15 protein-coding genes are annotated in these 17,350 nt (G+C 72.7%); 2 read left to right on the top strand and 13 right to left on the bottom strand.

The genetic code is table 11. The annotated features are described in order from the left end of the window. Positions 1-158: 158 nt before the first annotated feature. The gene (locus EV384_RS19135; RefSeq protein WP_165439982.1) at positions 159-1,127 is read left to right on the top strand and encodes a CapA family protein; all 969 of its coding nucleotides are present in this window, start codon (positions 159-161) and stop codon (positions 1,125-1,127) included. 9 nt (positions 1,128-1,136) lie between these two features. Next, entirely contained in the window at positions 1,137-1,649 is a 513-nt protein-coding gene (locus EV384_RS19130; RefSeq protein ID WP_207232629.1) for an FGGY-family carbohydrate kinase, read from the top strand. 108 nt (positions 1,650-1,757) lie between these two features. Here EV384_RS19130 and EV384_RS19125 read toward each other — a convergent pair whose 3' ends face one another. The 13 genes from EV384_RS19125 to coxB all read right to left on the bottom strand — a co-directional run bounded on the left by EV384_RS19125 (position 1,758) and on the right by coxB (position 17,257). Next, positions 1,758-2,201 carry a PPC domain-containing DNA-binding protein gene (locus EV384_RS19125; protein WP_130335234.1) on the bottom strand — a complete coding sequence of 148 codons (444 nt, stop codon included), beginning with the start codon at positions 2,199-2,201 and terminating at the stop codon, positions 1,758-1,760. A 65-nt stretch (positions 2,202-2,266) separates the two neighbouring features. Further along, positions 2,267-3,343 (bottom strand): enolase C-terminal domain-like protein, encoded by a 1,077-nt coding sequence (locus EV384_RS19120; protein WP_242624155.1) that lies wholly within the window; start codon positions 3,341-3,343, stop codon positions 2,267-2,269. A 6-nt stretch (positions 3,344-3,349) separates the two neighbouring features. Next, positions 3,350-6,451: an FAD-binding and (Fe-S)-binding domain-containing protein gene (locus EV384_RS19115; RefSeq protein WP_130335230.1), complete on the bottom strand. Its 3,102-nt coding sequence runs from the start codon at positions 6,449-6,451 to the stop codon at positions 3,350-3,352. Then, positions 6,448-8,214, bottom strand: coding sequence for a thiamine pyrophosphate-dependent enzyme (locus EV384_RS19110; RefSeq protein ID WP_130335228.1), 1,767 nt, complete (start codon positions 8,212-8,214; stop codon positions 6,448-6,450). The genes EV384_RS19115 and EV384_RS19110 overlap by 4 nt, the downstream gene beginning before the upstream one ends. Positions 8,215-8,528: 314 nt before the next feature. Beyond that, a complete protein-coding gene (gene qcrB, locus EV384_RS35455) occupies positions 8,529-10,301 on the bottom strand; it encodes a cytochrome bc1 complex cytochrome b subunit (RefSeq protein ID WP_207232369.1) in 1,773 nt (590 codons plus the stop codon). Beyond that, positions 10,298-11,161 carry a QcrA and Rieske domain-containing protein gene (locus EV384_RS19100; RefSeq protein WP_130335226.1) on the bottom strand — a complete coding sequence of 288 codons (864 nt, stop codon included), beginning with the start codon at positions 11,159-11,161 and terminating at the stop codon, positions 10,298-10,300. Before EV384_RS19100 ends, qcrB begins: the two co-directional genes overlap by 4 nt. After that, positions 11,158-11,940, bottom strand: coding sequence for a cytochrome bc1 complex diheme cytochrome c subunit (gene qcrC, locus EV384_RS19095; protein WP_165439980.1), 783 nt, complete (start codon positions 11,938-11,940; stop codon positions 11,158-11,160). Before qcrC ends, EV384_RS19100 begins: the two co-directional genes overlap by 4 nt. 18 nt (positions 11,941-11,958) lie before the next feature. Then, complete coding sequence (locus tag EV384_RS19090) at positions 11,959-12,351, bottom strand: c-type cytochrome (RefSeq protein ID WP_130335222.1); 393 nt, start codon at positions 12,349-12,351, stop codon at positions 11,959-11,961. After that, positions 12,348-13,262, bottom strand: a complete 915-nt coding sequence (locus tag EV384_RS19085; RefSeq protein WP_130335220.1) for a cytochrome c oxidase assembly protein — start codon at positions 13,260-13,262, stop codon at positions 12,348-12,350. The genes EV384_RS19090 and EV384_RS19085 overlap by 4 nt, the downstream gene beginning before the upstream one ends. Further along, a complete protein-coding gene (locus tag EV384_RS19080; protein ID WP_130335218.1) occupies positions 13,250-13,642 on the bottom strand; it encodes a hypothetical protein in 393 nt (130 codons plus the stop codon). Before EV384_RS19080 ends, EV384_RS19085 begins: the two co-directional genes overlap by 13 nt. After that, positions 13,642-14,271: a cytochrome c oxidase subunit 3 gene (locus EV384_RS19075; RefSeq protein ID WP_130335216.1), complete on the bottom strand. Its 630-nt coding sequence runs from the start codon at positions 14,269-14,271 to the stop codon at positions 13,642-13,644. Before EV384_RS19075 ends, EV384_RS19080 begins: the two co-directional genes overlap by 1 nt. Further along, a complete protein-coding gene (ctaD, locus tag EV384_RS19070; RefSeq protein WP_130335214.1) occupies positions 14,268-16,196 on the bottom strand; it encodes a cytochrome c oxidase subunit I in 1,929 nt (642 codons plus the stop codon). The genes EV384_RS19075 and ctaD overlap by 4 nt, the downstream gene beginning before the upstream one ends. A 17-nt stretch (positions 16,197-16,213) precedes the next feature. Beyond that, the gene (gene coxB, locus EV384_RS19065; RefSeq protein ID WP_165439979.1) at positions 16,214-17,257 is read right to left on the bottom strand and encodes a cytochrome c oxidase subunit II; all 1,044 of its coding nucleotides are present in this window, start codon (positions 17,255-17,257) and stop codon (positions 16,214-16,216) included. Between the last annotated feature and the right edge of the window lie 93 nt (positions 17,258-17,350).

The raw sequence follows: 17,350 nt of genomic DNA, 5'->3' as shown, positions 1-17,350 counted from the left end.
TGTTCTGCCCAAGTAGGCCGAGCGTCAGCCGCTTCCGCCGTAAGCTGCCGCAAGTGAAATGGGCACGATCCCTAGTCGCGGTGGCGGCGACCCTGACCCTGGCTGCATGCGATACCGCACCGGCCCCGAAGGCCGGTACACCCGCCCGATCCGCCTCGGTGGCGGCGTCCCCGTCGCAGGCTGGACCCGCCGAGATCACGTTGGCCTTCGCGGGCGACGTGCACTTCGCCGGCCGAACGGCTGGCTTGCTGGGCAACCCAGCAACCGCTTTCGGGCCGATCTCGTCCACGCTGTCCACCGCAGACCTCGCGATGGTCAACCTGGAGACCGCGGTCACCACACGGGGCACCCCGGAGCCGAAGGAGTTCCACTTCCGTGCGCCGGCGAACGCGTACGACGCGGTGAAGGCGGCCGGCGTGGACGTCGTGTCGATCGCGAACAATCACACCCTGGACTACGGGCGGGTGGGGCTGAGCGACACCCTGGACGCGGCCAAGGCCAGCGGGGTCCCGGCTGTCGGGGCAGGCGTCAACGCGGCGGCGGCGTACGCGCCGTGGATCACCGAGATACGCGGTACGACAGTGGCGTTTCTCGCCTTCAGCCAGGTCTCCGAGCTGTGGTCGTCATGGAAGGCCACGGACACCCAGGCCGGCATCGCGATGACGCGCGACCTCGGCCGTGCGGTCGCGGCGGTGCAGGCCGCCCGGCAGCACGCCGACGTGATCGTCGTGTACGTCCACTGGGGCATGGAGGGCGAATCGTGCCCACCAGCCGAGGCGCGTGAGTTCGCCCGTGCGATGGCCGAGGCCGGCGCCACCATCGTTGTCGGCACCCACGCCCATCTGCTGCTCGGCGAGGGCTGGATGGGCAGGACCTTCGTCCAGTACGGACTGGGCAACTTCCTGTGGTGGCGGGACGACGCCTACAGCAACGACACGGGCGTGCTGCGGGTGATCCTGCACGGATCGGCGACCGTGAAGACCGAGTTCGTGCCGGCGCTGATCTCTCGGCGCACCGGCCAGCCCCAACTCGCCGATGGGGAGGACGCGGCCCGAATCTCCCGCGAGTACGCGAACCTACGCGCCTGCACCGGACTCGTCGCGACACCGACCGCCCAGTCGCGCTAGCCAACGGCACTGGCGACTCCCCCTCTGCTGTTTCTGCCCTTCGTCAACCGGGCACCCGAACATCCGTCGGCATCCGGCACCTTCCTCGGTATCTCCAGCAACCACCGCCGCGGGCACCTCACCCGGGCGGTCATCGAGGGAGTCGCGCAGTACCCCCGGGTGCAGCTCGACCGGGTGCTGGCCAGCGGCGCGGATGTCGGGGACCGCCCCTGGCGGCTGGCCGGCGGAGGCGCGCGGCCGACGGTGTGGGCGCAGATCTTCGCCGACGTGCTCGGGCGTCCTGTCCGGCGGCAGCTCACGAGCGAGCTGGGAGCCCGAGGAGTCGCCTCCCTGCTGCCCGGCGCCCTCGGCCACGGCGTGCCGCCGTGGACCGTCAACGACGAGGACGACCTGTGCGTGCACCCGGGGCCCGACCGTGCCGCGTACCTCGAACATGCCCGGGTGTTCGACCGCTGTCTCGCCCGGATGTCGTCCGTGTGGTCGGAGGTCGAGCGCTACCGCACCGCTGGTGGGAACTCCTGACGGATGGTGTCGGGTGGACCTGAGAATCGTTCTGCCTGAATGTGAGGAGGGTGAGCAGTTGCGGTGGATCGGCCCGGACGATCTGCCGGCCGGCGAGCCCGCCGCCGGTCAGCGCGGCGGGGCGGCGGCGATCAGGGCGAGGCCGGTCTCCGGGTCCACCCGCTTGGCCAGTTCGGGCGCGACCTCGGTGATGACGACCTCCAGGGTGGGCCACACCTCACCGCACAGCAGATGCCCGCCGAGGGTGCTGCCGTCGGGTCGACCGAGCACCGTGTGCACGTGCAGCACCGGCTCGCCGTCCCGCTCGGCCACGTCACCGAGCAGCGACAGCACCTCAACCTGCCCGCCGATCGGGATCCGGAGGTAGTCGCCCCGGTCCCGGTCGAAGTAGCCGACCTCGCCGCCGGAGAACCCGCCGACGGCGGTCACCTGGCCGGACCGTACGCCCTGGGCGGTCAGGGCCCGGCCGATGGTGGCCACCGCCTCCTCGCCCTTGTCGCAGACCACCACCAGGACCCGCCGGGTCAGGTGGTGCACCTCCTGGACTCTCATCCGTCTCCTCCCTTCCCTCTCGGCCGGCCGCCGACCGCCGACCGGTCGGCCGTCCCGACCCCACGTCAGGCCACCCGGTACGGGTCGGCCTGCGCGGTCCGCAGATCGAGCCCGATGCCCGGGGCGTCGAGGTTCACCGAAGCGACGCCGCCGGTCGCCCCGACCGCGCCGTCGAACAGCGTCGACTCGATGCGCACGTGGTCGTGGAACCACTCCACGTGCCGCAGGTTCGGCACGGCGGCGGCGACCGGCAGGTGCTGGTGCGGCGCACAGTGCGCGGACACCTCCAGCCCCGCGGCGGCGGCCACCGCGGCGGCGCGGAGGAACTCGCTGATCCCGCCGCACCGGGTGACGTCGATCTGGAGGCAGTCGACGTATGGCGCCATCCGGTGGAAGTAGGCCAGGTCGTAGCCGTACTCCCCCGCCGCCACGTCGGGCAGCACCCGGTCGCGGACCAGTCCCAGCCCTGGCAGGTCGTCGGAGCTGACCGGCTCCTCGTACCAGCGCACGTCGAGGTCGGCGGCGGACCGCATCACCCGGACAGCCTGCTTCCGCTGGTAGGCGCCGTTGGCGTCGACGTACAGCTCGGCGTCGCCGATGGCGCGCCGGGCGGCGGCCATCCGGGCGAGGTCGCGGGATACCTCACTCCCCCACGACTCACCGATCTTGATCTTCACTCGAGGGATGCCCTCGTCGTGCACCCACTCGGACAACTCCCGGTGCCGCCGCTGCGCGTCGTAGGTGGTGAACCCGCCGCTGCCGTACACCGGCACCTGGCGGCGGGCGGTGCCGAGCAGCCGGGCCAGCGGCAGCCCGTGCCGGCGGGCCTTCAGGTCCCAGACCGCGCAGTCGGCGGCGGAGAGCGCCAGCCCGGCGACCCCGGGCCGGCCGGCGTTGCGCAGCCGTCGTTGCATGGCCGACCACACGGCCGGCACGTCGTCCGGTTCGAGCTCGGCGACCACCGGGGCGAGCAGGTCGGTCACGACCGGAACCACCGCGGTCGGCCCGTAGGTCCAGCCAATTCCGACCTGTCCGTCGGCCTCGGCCCGGACCAGAACCAGGGTGGTGCTGTCCCAGGCGAGGGTGCCGTCGCCCTCGGGCGCGTCGGTCGGCACCTGGTACGCCGCCGCGGTCAGGCGCACCACCGGTCACCGCGCCTTCCGGGCGGCCCGCGCGGCGAGCGCGACCACCGGGCCGAGCGCGACCAGGCCGACCACCCCGGCGGCGAGCAACCTCGCGGCCAGGGACGGCCGGGCCGGGCGCTTCGCCCACCGGCGTTCAGGCCGGGTCGGCACCTCGTCGGAGTGCAGGCCGGCGCGGAGCAGCTCGGCGAGGTGGATGGCCGTCCGGCCGCCGGAGGCGCCCTGCTCGACCTGGGTACGGCAGCTGAACCCATCGGCGAGGATGACGTCGGTGTCGGCGGCGTCCCGCAGGGCTGGCAGCAGTACCCGCTCGGCGCACGCCTCGGAGACCTCGTAGTGCCCCTGCTCGAAGCCGAAGTTGCCGGCCAGGCCGCAGCAGCCGGAGTCGAGGAACTCGGCCCGCACCCCGGCGTCCCGCAGCACCGCCTGATCGGCGGCGGTACCGAGGATCGCATGGTGGTGGCAGTGGGTCTGGATCAGGGCGTGCGCCGGCAGCGACGGCGCGCGCCACTGCGGGCTGTGGTCGTGCAGCAGTTCGGCCAGGGTGACCGTCTGCTCGCGCAGCCGGGTGACGTCCTCGTCGGCGGGGAACAGCTCGTGGGCGTCGCTGCGGAACACGGCCGTGCAGGAGGGTTCGAGACCCACCATCCGGGTGCCGGCGCGCAGGTGCGGTCGCAGCACCTCGATGGTCCGCCGCAGCACCTTCCTGGCGATGCCGAGCTGCCCGGTGGAGATCCAGGTCAGCCCGCAGCAGACCGGCTGTTCCGGCACCCGCACCCGCCAGCCGGCCGCCTCCAGCACCTCCACCGCCGCCTGCGCGACGCCAGGGTGGAAGTGGTTGGTGAAGGTGTCGGGCCACAGCAGCACCTCGCCGCGCGAACCGTCCCCGCCCGGCGTGCGGTCGGCGAACCACCGCTGGAAGGATTCCGGGGCGAAGACCGGGATCTCCCGGTGCCGGTCGATTCCGCCCACGAACTTGGCCAGCTGGTTCAGCCCGGGGGCCTGGGTCAGTGCGTTGACCATCCGGGGCGCCAGCCCGGCCGCCACCGCCGCCGCGGGCAGCCAGCCCATCGAGTAGTGCGCCCGGGGCCGCAACCGACCCTGGTAGTGGTGGGACAGGAACTCCGCCTTGTACGTCGCCATGTCCACGTTGACCGGGCAGTCCGCCTTGCAGCCCTTGCAGGCCAGGCAGAGGTCGAGGGCGTCCCGAACGGCCTCGGACCGCCAACCGTCACCGATGGTGCCGCCCCGAGCCGTGCCGTCGAGCATCTCGAAGAGCAACCGGGCCCGGCCCCGGGTGGAGTGCTCCTCCTCCCGGGTGACCATGTAGGACGGGCACATCACCCCGCCGTGTTGCCGCCGGCAGTCGCCGACCCCGACGCAGCGCAGCACGGCCCGACCGAAGCTGCCGGAGTCGTCGGGGTAGCGGAACTGGGTTTCCACCTCGCCGTGGTTGAAGTCGACGCCGAGTCGGAGGTGGCTGTCCAGCGGGTAGGGGGCGACCTTCTTGCCCGGATTCATCCGGTCGTCCGGGTCGAAGATCGCCTTGAACTGCCCGAACGCGCGGATCAGCCGGTCGCCGAACATCTTCACCAACAGTTCGCCGCGGGCCTGCCCGTCGCCGTGCTCGCCCGAGAAGGAGCCACCGTAGGACACCACCAGGTCGGCGGCCCGCTCCACGAACGAGCGGAACTGGCGTACCCCGTCCGCGGTCGTCAGCCGGAACGGGATCCTGGTGTGTACGCAGCCCTGCCCGAAGTGGCCGTAGAGCGACGCCTGATCGAAGTCGTACTCCCGGAACAGGCGGTCGAGGTCCCGCAGGTAGTCGCCCAGCCGGTCCGGGGCGACCGCCGAGTCCTCCCAGCCCTCCCAGGTGTCGGGCTCATCCCGTACGCGCGCGGTGGCACCGAGCCCGGACTCGCGCACCAGCCACATCTGCTCCTCGTCGGCCTCGTCGTCGAACCGGCGCACGCCGGGGGCGCCGTCGCCGCGCAGCGCGGTCACCATCCGCTCGACGGCGGCGTCCGCCTCCTCGATGGTGTCGCCGCCCATCTGCACCATCAGCCAGGCGCCGCGCTCCGGCAGCTTGTGCAGGGCCTCCGGATGCAGGTGCTTGCGCTTCTCGAAGTTGATCAGTTTGTCGTCGATGCCCTCGATCGCGACCGGGTCGTGCGGCAGGATCCGGGGTACGTCGTCGGCCGCGGCGCCGATGTCCGGGTAGGACAGGAGCACGAGCGACTTGGCCCGGATCACCGGCAGCAGCTTCAGCCGCGCCCGCAGCACGGTGACGAGGGTGCCCTCGGAACCGATCAATGCCTGCGCCACGTGAAAGTTCTTCTCCGGCAGCAGGCTGTCCAGGTTGTAGCCGGACACCCGGCGCGGGATGTCCGGATAGCGGGCGCGGATCTCCGCCAGGTACTCGTCCCGCAGCGTCCGCAACTGGCGATAGATCTCGGCCTGGCGGCCACCGCGCTGCTGGATCTCGGCGTACCGCTCCTCGGTGGTCTCGCCGACCCACATCCGGGTGCCGTCATAGAGCAGCACCTCCAGGTCGACGATGTTGTCGACCACCTTGCCGCCGCGCTGCGCGGACGATCCACACGAGTTGTTGCCGATCATCCCGCCGACCGTGCAGTGCCTGTGGGTGGACGGCCGTGGGACGAACTCCAGTCCCTCCGGTGCCAGCAGGTCGTTGAGCGTGTCGAGCACGATGCCCGGCTCGACCAGGCAGGTACGCGCCTCCCGGTCGACCTCCAGCAACCTGTCGCAGTACTTCGACCAGTCGATGATCACCGCCACGTTGGTGACCTGCCCACCCAGGCTGGTACCGCCTCCCCGGGAGAGCACCGGCGCCCCGTACCGGCGGCAGGTGGCGACGGCGGCCACCGCCGCGTCGACGGTACGTGGCACCACCAGGCCGAGCGGCACCTCGCGGTAGTTGGAGCCACCGGTGGCGTACGCCGCCCGGGAGCCGGCGTCGAAGCGCACCTCCCCGTCCACCTCGGCCCGCAGGTCCGCGGCGAGCGCGGCCAGGTCGATGCCCTCGGCCGGTTCGGGCGGGCGCAGCACCGGCTCCGGCAGGGACACCACGCTGGTTCGCTCGCTCATGACCGCAGCTCGTTGATCTTGTCGCGGGCCACGGTCGCCAGGGTGGCCGCCTTGTGCGGCTGCCCACGCAGGAACGCCTCGGTGAAGTACTTCGCCTGGTCGTACTTCACCTTGCCGGGCATCGGCGGCTCGTTCGGGTTGACGTCGCAGTCGACGAGCGCCGCGCCGGGATGCGCGAGGGCCTCCCGGATCGCCCCGGGCAGCGCCTTCGGGTCGGTGACCTTGGCGCCGTACCCGCCGCAGGCCCGCGCCCAGGCGGCGAAGTCCGCCTCCGGCTGCCGGTGCCGTACCGCGTACTCGGGGTAGCCGAGGACGATCTGCTCCCAGAGGATCTGGCCGAACGAGTGGTTGTTGTTGACGACCACCTTGATCGGCAGGTTGTGCCGCACGGCGGTGAGGAACTCGGCCATCAGCATGGCGAACCCGCCGTCCCCGACGAACGCGATCACCTGCCGGCCCGGGTACGCGTGCTGCATTGCGATCGCGTACGGCAGCCCGGGCGCCATCGTCGCGAGATTGCCGGAGAGGTAGAACTCCCGGCCGCCGCGGATCGCCCAGTGCCGGGCCGCCCAGGTGGCGATGGTGCCGGAGTCGCAGGTCAGGATGGCGTCCGAGGTGGCCGCCTCGTCCACACAGCTGATCAGGTACTGCGGGGCGATCGGGTCCCGGCTCGGGTCCTGCAACGCGATCATGTCCGAGCGCCACTTGTCCCGCTCCTGCTGGTACTTCGTGAGGAACGACCGGTCGGTGCGGGCCGTGAGCAGCGGCAGCAGCTGCTGCAGCGCGAGCCGGGCGTCGGCGGTGACCGCCGCGTCCACCGGCAGCCGCATGCCGATCAGGCTGGCGTCGATGTCGATCTGGACCACCCGCGCCTGCCCCGGGGACGGCAGGTACTTCCCGTACGGGAAGGAGGTGCCGACCATCAGCAGGGTGTCGCACTCCTCCATCAGCTCCTCGCTCGGCCTGGTGCCGAGCAGGCCGAGGCCGCCGGTGGTGAGTGGGTGGTCGTCCGGCACCACCATCTTGGCGGGCAGCGTCTTGACGATCGGGCTGGCCAGCGCCTCGGCCACCGCCAGCACCTCGTCCCGCGCGTGCCGGGCGCCCACGCCGACCAGCATGGCGACCTTCCTCCCGGCGTTGAGCACCTCCGCCGCGCGCGCCAGGTCGGCCTGCGCCGCCGGCACCGGCGGCTGCGACACCACCGTGCTGCTCATCGGCGGCTCCCCCGGGCTGACGTGCCGGTACGGGTCCTCACCGGCCGCGGCGACCTGCACGTCGTTCGGGAAGGTCAGATGCGCGACGGTCCGCATGGCCAGGGCGTGGCGGATGGCGATGTCGACCACCCCCGGGATCTGCAGCGGGTTGGTCACCATCAGGTTGTAGGCCGCCACGTCCTGGTAGAGCAGCTCGGTGTGCACCTCCTGCTGGTAGTGCGAGCCCAACACCGAGGTCTCCTGCATGCCGGTGAGGGCCAGCACCGGCACGTGGTCCAGCTTGGCGTCGTACAGGCCGTTGAGCAGGTGGATGGCTCCCGGACCGGAGGTGGCGCAGCAGACGCCGAGCCGGCCGGTGGCCTTGGCGTAGCCGGTGGCCATGAAGGCAGCCGCCTCCTCGTGATGCACCAGCACGAATTTCAGCTTCTCCCGCTGCCGGCGGAAACCCTCCATCAGCCCGTTGATGCCGTCACCGGGCAGCCCGAAGACGGTGTCGATGCCCCACTCCACCAGTCGCCGGGCCAGGCTCTCGCCCACGATCTCCTGCACGTCACGCCTCCTGATCTGGAGTTCCCGCATTCTCGGACCCCGCTGGCGCCGACCGGCGTACGGCCGTCGGCGAGCGACGCCAGCCCCGTTGGCGCGTCGATCGCGAACGGACCCGCGCGCTGCGGCAGGACCGGGCGTGGAGCTGTCCCGGGCGGCCGCCCGCACGTACCAATATTCCGGCAGCCACCCCTGCCCATTTGCCTGAAACGTCCAATCTGGTGCGCTTTCCGGCAGCCGGCCGACGCGCCGGGGCGCCCGCCCCGACCGTCACCGCGCCGCACCGGCAACGCGTGACTGGTCGTCCCACCCGAGGCTCAGGTCCGCCCGCCACCGCTCGACGCCTTGTCCGCGGCCTCCGGCGGCGACGCCTGCTCCGCCCCCTCACGCTCCTGTCGCCGCCGGTCCCGTCGGCGGTCCAGGAGGGCTGCGAGCAGCAGCGACCCCGCGGCCGCCGCGCGGCCCCACCTCCGCAGGGCGGCACGGACCGGACCGGGCGGCGGGGCCGGGGGCGGCCCGGGCACCACGATCCGGTCCACCCCGGGGTACGCGAGCCGGGCAGCCGAGGCGGCCTCCTCCTCCGACAGCACCGCCCGGTTACCGGTGAGCACGACGTGCCGGTCCTCGTCCCGGTAGCGCCAACGCCACAGGTCGCCCTCCGGCCACATCTCGATCCGCTCCCCCGGCCGGTCCCGGGCGGGCGTCTCCGACTCACCGGAGTCGGCTTCGGGCGGCCGGGCCGACCGGTGTGCGGCCCGGCGCAGGTCCGCGCGGGTGAGCCCGCCGACACCGGCGGCGTCGCCGCGACGCAGCGCCCGCGCGACCAGGAACGCGAGCAGCCCGGCGAGCAGCGGCAGGACGAGCACCAACACCCGGAACAGCGACAGCAGGTCGTAGACGGGCACCCGGACCAGCCGGGCGATGATGTCGTCCCCCGCGGCGACCGTCAGCACCGCGTAGAAGGTCAGCGCGCCGACCCCGACGCCGAGGCGGACCGGGTGGTCCCGGGGCCGGTCGAGCAGGTGGTGCGCCCTGCGGTCCTTCGTGCGGAGCCGTTCGGCGAACGGCCAGGCGTAGAGGGCGAGGAAGGTCACCCCGCCGAGCACCACGCCGGGGAAGAGCGGGCCCGGAACGAGGTGCCCGGCGATCCGGAACTCCCAGGGCGGGAAGAGGCGCAGGGCGCCGTCGCCCCACGCGACGTACCAGTCGGGCTGCGCGGGCGAGGTGGCCCGGGCCGGTTCGAAGGGGCCGTAGAGCCAGACCGGGTTGATCTGGACCAGGCCGCCGAGCGCGAACAGCACCGCCAGCAGCCAGGCGAACAGGGCGAGCGAACGCAGCGTGTAGCTCGGCCACAGCCGGGAGCCGACCACGTTGTGTTCGGTGCGCCCCGGTCCGGGGAACTGGCTGTGCTTCTGCCGCACCAGGATGCCCAGGTGCAGGGAGATCAGGGCGACGAGGACGGCCGGCACGAGCAGCACGTGGGCGACGAACATCCGGGGGATCATCGCGTCGGAGGGGAACTCCCCGCCCAGGGCCAGGGCCGCCAGCCACGCCCCGACCAGGGGGATCGACTCCACCACCGAGGTGAGGATCCGCAGGCCCACGCCGGAGAGCAGGTCGTCCGGCAGGGAGTAGCCGGTGAACCCGTTGGCCAGGGCTAGGGTCAGCATCGTCACGCCGATCAGCCAGTTGAGCTCGCGGGGTTTGCGGAACGCCCCGGTGAAGAAGATCCGGGACAGGTGTAGGACGATCGCCGCCACGAAGACCAGCGCCGCCCAGTGGTGGGTCTGCCGGATCAGCAGGCCGGCCCGGATGTCCCAGCTGAGCCGGACCGTCGAGGCGTACGCGGCGGAGGTGGTGGCGCCGTCCAGCGGGGCGTAGTCGCCGTGGTAGACCCGGTCCGCGTTGCTGGCGTCGAAGAAGAAGGTCAGGTAGACGCCGGTGAGGAGCAGCGCGACGAACGAGTAGAGCGCGATCTCGCCCAGCATGAACGACCAGTGGTCGGGGAAGACCTTCGCCAGCGCCCGGCGGGTGATCGGGGAGAGCCGCAGCCGGTCGTCCAGCGCCCGGGCCAGCCGGTCGGTGATCACGGCGAGCTCCAGAACCCGGCGCCGGGCGGGGCGGTGAAGTCACCGGTCGCGCGGAGGAAGCCGTCCGGGCCGACCTCGATCGGCAGCCCGGGCAGCGCCCGGGCCGCTGGACCGGCCACCGGCCGGGCACCCGCCAGCAGGTCGAACGACGACTGGTGGCAGGGGCAGAGCAGCTGCCCGGTGCCCTTCAGGTAGACCCGGACGGGACAGCCGGCGTGCGTGCAGAGCAGTGACCACACGACGAGGCCGTCCAGGTGTCCCCCGGAGGGCGGCCGGGAGAAGCGTTGCGGTTCGAGGCGTACCGCGAAGGCGGGGCCGTCCCCGGCGTCGACGTTGCCCTCGGGGAACACCGCGACCACCGTGTCCGCGGGTACGTCGTCCGGCCGCAACGGCCGCCCGTCGGCGTCGACCAGCCGCACACCCGCTCCCCAGGGCGTGTCCTTGACTGCCCGCAGCGGGCGGCCCCGGTCGAACGGCAGCAGGGAGCGCAGCGGGAACAGCGCCGCGGCGCCGAGCGCGGTCAGCGCCAGCCCGAGCGCGGCGAGCAGGCCCCGCCGGCGTACCGGACTGTCCGCCGCGGTCAGCACCGCGGCGGTCATCGCCTGCTCCGTCGGAGGAGGGGTGAAGCCCTCGTGCTCCTCGACGTACCCGCCGGCCGGCACGAGCCGTCGCGCCCAGACGGCCAGGCCCACGGCCAGCCCGGCGAAGGCCACCGCGAGGCAGATCCCCTCCCTCGCGGTGTTTCCGCCCAGCCCGTACGTCACGGCGAAGCCCACCGCCCCGGCGGCGCTGACACCGAACGCGGCGACGATCCGGCGGCTCGCGGCCCGCTCGGTCGCCGACGGGCGCCGGGCGCTCACTCCTCCGCCCTCCGCCCCAGCCACCGCGCGGCGGCCACCAGCAGACCCAGGGCGGCCAGCCAGGCGACCAGTCCCTCGGCGAGCGGGCCCAGCCGGCCGAGGGGGTTGCCGCCCCGGTCCAGCCGCTCGCCCCGCAGCCGCTGCACGTAGGCGGCCAGGTCGTCGACCTGCCGGTCGTCGAGCACCTGGCCGGGGAAGACCGGCATCAGGCCGGGACCGACCCGGACCGCCTCCGCCACCTGCACGGCGGTGCTGTCGTACAGCGGCGGGGCGATCCATCCGTTGGTCAGCGCGGTGCCCGCGCCCGTCGCCCCGTGGCAGGGTGCGCAGTTGGCGGCGAAGATCTCCCGGCCGGAGACCAGGTCGCCCGGCGCGACCCGGGGAATCTGCGGCCCCCCGCCGCCGAAGCTGGCGACGTGGTCGACCAGCGCCGAGATGTCTTCGGCCGAGAACACCGGTTCCCGGCGGCGCGCCTGCTGCACCTCGTGCGACAACGGCATCCGTCCGGTCGAGACCTGGAAGTCCACCGAGGCGGGGCCGACGCCGATCAGGGACGGCCCCCGCTGTGCGCCCTGTCCCTGCGCGCCGTGGCAGCTCGCACACTGCTCCAGGTAGAGCCGGGTGCCGCGGTCGCCCGAGGCCGGGGCAGCGGCGGCCGGGGCCGCCGAGCCCGCCGGTGTCCGTACGGGGGCGAGGGCCACCGGTCCGGCGGCGAGCACCAGCGCCGCGCCCACCGCGAGGGCCCGGCGCGGGTGCGGGTCGGGCAAAACCGTCGCCACTCGTGGTCGCCGCACCGGTCAGTCCAGGGTGTACAGGTAGGCGGCAATGTCCTGCGCGTCGATGGCGCTGACACCCAGCTTCGGCATGGCGGTGCCCGGCTCGACCGCCTGCGGGTCGGTGATCCAGCGGCGCAGGTTGTCGGCGTTGTTGGGCAGCTGACCGGCGATGTACGAGCGGGCGCCGAACCGGGTCAGCGGCGGCCCGACCAGGCCGTCGGCGCGGCTGACGCCGGGGATGGTGTGGCACGACCCGCAGCCGTACCGGGCGATCAGCTCGGCGCCCCGGTCCGGCCGTCCGCTGCGCACCTCGGGTGGCGGTGGTGGCGCTGTCGAGGAGCATCCGGTGACCGCGGCGACGGGCAGCACCGTCAGCGCCACCCCGAACGCCCAGCTCCGACCGGGCAGCTTCATCGCACCATCCCTTCCGTTCCAGGCCTGGACGCCACCGGGCCGCCTCCGCGACGAAGCGGCCCGCCGGCCAGGGCGTCGGGCCGGTCGCGGTCCATCCGCAGCAGCCAGCGCAGGAACACGCTCAGCGCCACGACCAGTACGACCAGGTCCATCGGCGCCCACATCAGCAGGCCGGCCAGCTGCTGGTCGGCCAACGGGTCGGCACCGAGCATCCGGTCGGGATAGACCGGGGCCGGGGCGAAGGTGAGCACCGCCCCGAGCGCCGAGGCCGGCAACATGGCGCCGACCAGCAGCAGCACCGTCACCGGGGCGGGTGCGCGGTGGCGCGGTGGACCCAGCACGGGCACCCAGAACAGCCAGGCCGTCGCCAGCAGGCTGAGGTGCTCGGCGGCGTGCACGGCGGGCCGGTCCACCGCGGCGGCGTACGGCCCCGGCAGATGCCAGAACCACAGCACGACGGTCTGTCCACCCCCGGCCAGCAGGGCGTACGTGGTGGAGCGGCGCAGCCGGCGCACCGCCGGCGCCACCCGCCACCGGGCCAGCAGCCGGCGCAGCGGCACCGGGGCGGCCAGGCTCAGCGGCAACCCCGCCGCGCCGGCCGCCAGCAGCGGCCCCGCCACCAGCAGGAGCAGCATGTGCTGCGCCATGTGCCCGGCGAACGAGGACTCGGCCAGCTCGTGCACCGGGCCCTGCTCGGCGGCGAGCACCGTCAGCACCCCGACGCCGAACGCGGCCACCCGCCAGACCGGCACGACCCGGCCCACGCCGCGCCGCGCCCACAGCTCCTGGACGCCCCGCCCGTAGCCGGCCACCAGCAGGCAGAGCGTGACGACCGCGAGCATGGTCAGCAGGCCCTCGGCCACCGGATCCTGACCGGGCTGGTGGGCCCGGTGCGCGGTCAACGCTGACATGGCGGCAGCACCAGCACGGCAACCCCGCCGAGCACGATGATGGTCAGGAACAACAGGTTCGCCCAGACGCCGACCACGGCGAGCATCCGGGACCGGCCGAACGCCCGGTCCTCCTCGCCGGCCCGCGCGGTGCGCCGCCACACCAGCGCGGCGACCAGCAGCGACCCCACGGTGAACAGGCCCGGGATCACCACCGCGAGCCCGACCGCCTGCCAGAGCGGTACGGCGGCGACGCGCTCGGAGCCGGCGGCGCAGGCGAGCTCGTCCAGGCTCCACGCGGCGAGCACGTGCACCGCCCAGGCCACCGCGCCGCCGAGCACGCCGTACCAGAGCAGCAGCCCGCCGGTCAGGCGCGCGTGCGGACCGGGTCGCGTGGTCATCACAGCCGCGGGGAAAGGTAGATGGTGAACAGGATGGCGACCCAGACCAGGTCCACGAAGTGCCAGTAGATCGCGACGTTGCGGACCCGTTCGTGCCGGTGGGAGCCGAAGCTGCCGCCGCGCAGGGAGGCGGCCAGCAGCCAGCCGATCATGGTCAGCCCGACCAGGACGTGCAGCCCGTGGAAGCCGGTGATCAGGTAGAACAGCGAGCCGTACGCGTCGGTCGTCATGGTGAAGTGCTTCAGCTTCTCGGCGTACTCGGTGGCCTGCAGGGCCAGGAAGGTCATCCCGAGCAGCATGGTGGCGGCCAGCCCGGACCGCAGCCGCCACCGCTGGCCGTGCCGGATGCCGTGTTCGGCCCATATCACCGGCAGGCTGCTGGGCACCAGTACCGCGGTCATCACCAGCGGCTTGAGCAGCTCCGGGGCGCCTATGCCGTCCGGCGGCCACTGTGGGCCGTACTGGAAGCGGAGGTAGAAGTAGCTGCCGAGCAGGCAGGCGAAGAGGGTGGCCTCGGTGGCCACGAACATCACCATGCCCCACCAGCCGGCGGACCGGCCGACCGGCAGCTCGGTGCTCAGCGCCTCGGCGCCGGTGGCCGCCGCGACGACCCCGCCACCATCGCTCACCCGGACACCCCCAGTTCCTCGTCGGGGCGGCGGGACGGCCAGAGCCAGACCGCGATCGTCGCCGCCACCGCCAGCGCGGCGACCGCCGCCACCGGGTACCAGGCGAAGAGCATCGAGGTGAAGAAGACCAGCAGCGCGCCGGCCAGCACGAGCGGCATGAGGGTCGACTCCGGCATCTGCACCGCGCGTTCGGGGTGCGCGTCGAGCTCACTGGTGACCAGGGTGCGCCGACCGTCGCTGAGGATGCGGTCCGCGGTGGCGCCGGCGCGCACGGACTCGGCGGTGCGCTCGTCCCACGCCGGGTGCAGGCTGTGCACGCGGGGCAGGACCGGGAAGTTGTACGGCTCGGGCGGCGACGCCGTGGCCCACTCCAGGCTGTCGCCCTCCCACGGGTCCGGCGGCGCCGGCCGGCCCCGCCGCAGCGCGTGCACCACTCCGACGAGCACGAGCAGCAGTCCGACGGCGAGCAGGTACGACCCGACGGTGCTGACCAGGTTCCATCCGTCCCAGCCGGGCTCGCTCCGGTAGGTGTAGACCCGCCGCGGCATGCCGAACAGGCCGTAGAGGTGCATCGGGAAGAACGTGACGTGCATGCCGGCGAAGACCAGCCAGAACGCCCAGCGGCCCAACCGCTCGTGGTACATCCGCCCGGTGATCTTCGGTAGCCAGTAGTAGATGCCGGCGAGCATCGGGAAGACGGCCCCGCCGATCAGCACGTAGTGGAAGTGCGCCACCACGAAGTAGGAGTCGGTAACCTGCTGGTCGAACGCGGTCAGCGCGAACATCGCGCCGGTGAACCCGCCGAGCACGAAGGTCACCACGAAGCCGATCACGTACAGCAGCGGCACCCGCAGGACGAGCCGGCCGAGCAGCATGGTGGCCAGCCAGGCGAAGATCTGGATGCCCGACGGGATGGTGATGATCGTGCTGGCCGCGCTGAAGAAGCTGTACGACAACTGCGGCAGCCCGGTGGCGAACATGTGGTGCACCCAGACCCCGAACGAGATGATCGCGATCGACACGATGGACAGCACGATCAGCGGGTAGCCGACCACCCCCCGGCGGGTGAAGGCGGGCAGCACGGCGGAGACGATGCCCAGCGCCGGCATGACGATGATGTAGACGTCGGGGTGTCCGAAGATCCAGAACAGGTGCTGCCAGAGCAGCACGTTTCCGCCGCCGGACGGGTCGAAGAAATGGGTGCCGAAGCGCCGGTCGAGGAAGAGCATCGCGTTGTCCACGTTCAGCGCCGGCAACGCGAAGATCACCATGAACGCGGTGGCGACGATCGCCCAGACGAACAGCGGCACCCGGTTCAGCGACATCCCCGGGGCGCGCAGCTTGAGCGCGGTGACGATGAAGTTGATCGACGCGGCGGTGGTGGAGATGCCGAGGAAGAGCAGCCCGAGCGCGTAGACGTCCATGTGCAGGCCCGGGTTGTGCTGCTCCCCGCTGAGCGGGACGTAGGCGAACCAACCGTTGTTGGGAGCGGCGCCGAAGGGCAGGCTCGCCCACATGAACAGACCGGCGAAGAGGAAGACCCAGTAGCCGAAGGCGTTCAACCTCGGGAACGCCATGTCCCGGGCGCCGATCATCAGGGGGACCAGGAAGTTTCCGAAGCCGAAGAGCATCGGCGTGGCGAACAGGAAGATCATCGCGGTGCCGTGCATGCTGAAGAGCTGGTTGTACTCCTGCGGCGACACCACGCCCGCCTCCGGCCGGGCGAGCTGGGTGCGCATCACCAGGGCACTGAGCCCGGCGAGGACGAAGAAGAACCCGGCGGTGACCAGGTAACGCCGGCCGATCTTCTTGTGGTCGACGGTGCTGAACCAGCCCCGCAGCGAGGGGCGCTCGCCCCAGTGTTCCGCCAGCCGCGCCAGGTCCTGCTCGCTGACGCCGGGCGGCGGTGTGGTGGTCGTGGACATCGCTTCTCCTCCCCGACCTACTCCAGCGACCGCAGGTACGCGATGAGGTCGGGCAGTTGCGCGGCATCGACCGGCTGTGGGGGCATGGCGTTGCCGGGCTTGACCGTCTGGGTGTTGGCGATCCATCCGCCCAGGTGACCGGCGTCGTTGGGCACCGCGCCGGCGCCGAGGCTCCACCGGGAGCCCACGTTCGACAGGTCCGGCCCGACCCGGCCCGCGGCGCCGGTGCCGCGTACCGCGTGGCAGGCGGCGCAGGTGCCCTGCACGAAGGCCTGCTGGCCCCGCCGCTCGGCGTCCGTCCGCGGCTCCCGGGCCGGGGCGTCGAGTCGGGCGAGCCAGGCGTCGAAGTCGGTGCGGGGTTGCGCCACCACCAGGAAGGCCATGTGCGCGTGCTGCGTGCCGCAGTACTCGGCGCACTGGCCCCGGTAGCTGCCGGCCCGCTCCGCCCGTAGCCAGGTCTCCCGGGTCTCACCGGCGATCAGGTCCGTCTTGGGCATGAGCTGCGGCACCCAGAAGCTGTGCAGCACGTCGTCGGTGCGCAGCCGCACCTTGACCCGCTCCCCGACCGGGATGTGGATCTCGTTGGCGGTGGCCCCCGAGGCGCCCTGGTACCGCACCTCCCACCACCACTTGTGGCCGGTCACCTCGACGGTGGGAGCGTCCGGGCCGGGGCCGTCGCCCAACGCGGCGAGGTCGCGCAGGCCCACACCGTAGACGGCGACGAGGATCACGAAGGGCAGGCCGGCGCCGGCGATCGTGACGAAGCGCAGCGGCTGGCCGTGCCGGACGCGGGCGTTGCCCCGCCGGAACACCAGCGCCCAGACCAGCAGTGCCATGACCTCGGCGAAGACGGCCACGGAGATCCAGAAGAGCAGCCACCAGAGGCCGGCGACGCGGGTGGCCCCGGCCCCGCCGGGATTCAGGGCGGACGGTGCGTCGCCGGCGCAGCCGGCGAGCAGGAGCAGGCCGCAGAGCGTGGTCAGCACCGGAAGGCGGCGCGGCAGCGCACGCCGCCGGGCGTACCGGGCGGCGCTCACGGTCGGGTCCGCTGTCTTCTCCACCGGGAGGGACATTAGACGCTTCCGGTTGGTTCCAACGCTTTTGCGCGATATGGGGAGATCCGAGCGTTTGAGGAGCTTATGGTGAACGCGCAG

Source organism: Micromonospora kangleipakensis, assembly GCF_004217615.1.
Classification (GTDB): Bacteria; Actinomycetota; Actinomycetes; order Mycobacteriales; family Micromonosporaceae; genus Micromonospora; species Micromonospora kangleipakensis.
Note: the sequence above shows the minus strand (reverse complement) of the source record. Positions and strands in the feature narration are given on the sequence as shown.